Below are 2134 nucleotides of genomic sequence, written 5' to 3' on the forward strand. Positions count from 1 at the left end.
CTCCCAGCCCAGCCAAGGGCCTCAAAAAATGACCAAGGGTTTTTCAGCAGAATCTCATCCTATGGTTTGACACTATTATTTTGTGTTTTTGTAGTTACCGGACTCATTTTGCTGTCGGGCTGCATAACAGATAAGCAAATCGCAGTGAGTGACAAACATTTGTTTGAGTGTGTAAAAATAGGCATGAGCCGTGCAGACGCAGAAAAAATACTTGGGAATTCAGTGCTGGAGGTAGGTGATGAATATCACTACGGAAAACAGCCAAAAATTAAGGGATGGGATTCGCCTGAATCACCTACTTCAATTATAATTATATATTCTTCCGAAAACATTGTTCAATCTAAAAAGTTTTTTGGAGACAATTGAGGATTGAAAAGGGAATAAACGAGATTAATGACATGTAAGTCATTTCTCCAGAACCAAAAAAAGAGGCGGCAACTAGAACAACGCCTTAAATGAGACGATATTATTGTCTAGTCAGGCAATGGCTCCTGGGCCGCCATTCCACCACCGGCAACAAAACCTTTCGACATACATGGCGCTTCCACGTCAACGTAGCCGGGTCATGTGCGATGTGGCATTGCAGTTTGGACCGTTGACCATCCACTGGTATGGAGTACTGGTGGTGACGGGATTTATTTTGGGCCTGTGGACCGCCAGCCGGCGCGGGCTCCGGGACAATTTCGCGCCGGAAAAGATCATGGACCTTGGGCCCTGGCTGCTCGGCGGTGCCATCATTGGATCGCGGTTGTTATCTGTGATTTCGTATTGGCAGGAAGACTTCGCCCGGCAGCCCATTTGGGAAATCTTCATGATCCAGAAAGGCGGCCTGAGAACTGAGGTGCGAGGAATGGGACAAATGAGACGGATGAAACGCATGAGCGGAGGACCAATCTCATATCGGGGAATGCTGATTTATTGGGGGCGGTGGGGGCTTTAGTGGGTGCCTTTGCTCTCCGCCTTCGGGCGGAAGTCGAGCTGAGGCGGCGGCGACGGCACGAACGAGACGTTCTCTTCGTGGATGGCTGGGCAACCACGGACCCTGATCAGTTCGGCTTTGGTGCGATTGTCCCTGACCGTGACCCGCCAGTTGCGAAGTTCGTTTTTCTGCTGATTTATTGCGCTCAGCAGGAGTCCGCGGTTGCCTTCCACTGTGACCCGGCATTGGTCGGCGATGAGCGAGGAAATCCCCGTCGGGAGTGAGTTGGTCGAGGGAAGAAAGAGCGCGACCGCAGCAGCGCTGGGGCGAAGAAACTCGCAGTTAGTGACCCGGATGTTGAACGGCGGAGGACCTTCAACCCGGCTGTTGAAGAAGGCATGCAAACCGTAGGCTACGTCCGCGAAAGCGGAGTTTGAAATGACGGTGGGAGGCCCGTGAACCACCAGTGCGGTCTTGAGTTGAGTACGAAACTCACATCCGCTCACCACCGCGTCTGTAATGGGCCGCAAGAAAGCCAGGTCCCCCACTGCGAGGGCCGCCACCGGCCCTTCCAGAGTAACCCAAACCTCGCGATAGCGTATGCGCTCCACCGCCTTCACTTTGGCGTAACCCAGATGCTGGAAACCCGGCCCACCCAGGAACGAGAGAGATTGCCCGGGTTGAATGACGAGGTCGTTGGTGACAATTTCCCCGTGGTCCAGGCGGACGCGCGGTCCCTGCACCTCCCGAACCACCTCGGAGGAGATTTTGAAGTTGATGGAGTCGTCCATTAAGGCCTCGAAAGTCGAGTTCAGGACCTGTGGCATCACCGTGAGGCTCTTGAAGTGGGCTCCATCGCTGTTGCCGGCGATGAGTCGGTTCGTCCCTGGTTTGCGTACAATCCTGCAACTGTCCAAAACGACCGCTTCGCTGCCGGAGGCGACGAAGGTCATTTGCGGGGCCGCGTAGGAGACCACACGCTCAAGGCGAACATCCTGGGAAAAAGTGATGTAGATGTTTGCGGATGCGGAGCTCAGGAATCGCCCCTGTTTGTCGCGCCGGGGAACAACCGCCGGAAAGGGCCGTTTCACGGCGATGAAATCCCCCACCTTGAGCCGAGCAAAACGTTTGTCGAGGTTGGAGTTGTGGAATCGCACCTCAAGGGTGTGTGACCGGAGAGTAACTTTGTTCAAGCGGCGATTTGGAGTTTGAGGT

3 protein-coding genes are annotated in these 2134 nt (G+C 54.0%); 2 read left to right on the top strand and 1 reads right to left on the bottom strand.

From position 1 onward, the window contains the following. A partial coding sequence (locus WCO56_29705; GenBank protein MEI7733778.1) for a hypothetical protein occupies positions 1 to 366 on the top strand: 366 nt, incomplete at its 5' end. 169 nt (positions 367 to 535) lie between these two features. Continuing rightward, positions 536 to 940 carry a prolipoprotein diacylglyceryl transferase family protein gene (locus tag WCO56_29710; protein ID MEI7733779.1) on the top strand — a complete coding sequence of 135 codons (405 nt, stop codon included), beginning with the start codon at positions 536 to 538 and terminating at the stop codon, positions 938 to 940. Here the strand turns inward: WCO56_29710 and WCO56_29715 are convergent. Next, positions 937 to 2134 (bottom strand): hypothetical protein (locus WCO56_29715; GenBank protein ID MEI7733780.1); only part of this gene is annotated, 1198 nt, incomplete at its 5' end. The genes WCO56_29710 and WCO56_29715 overlap by 4 nt on opposite strands.

Source organism: Verrucomicrobiota bacterium (assembly GCA_037139415.1).
GTDB lineage: Bacteria > Verrucomicrobiota > Verrucomicrobiia > Limisphaerales > Fontisphaeraceae > JBAXGN01.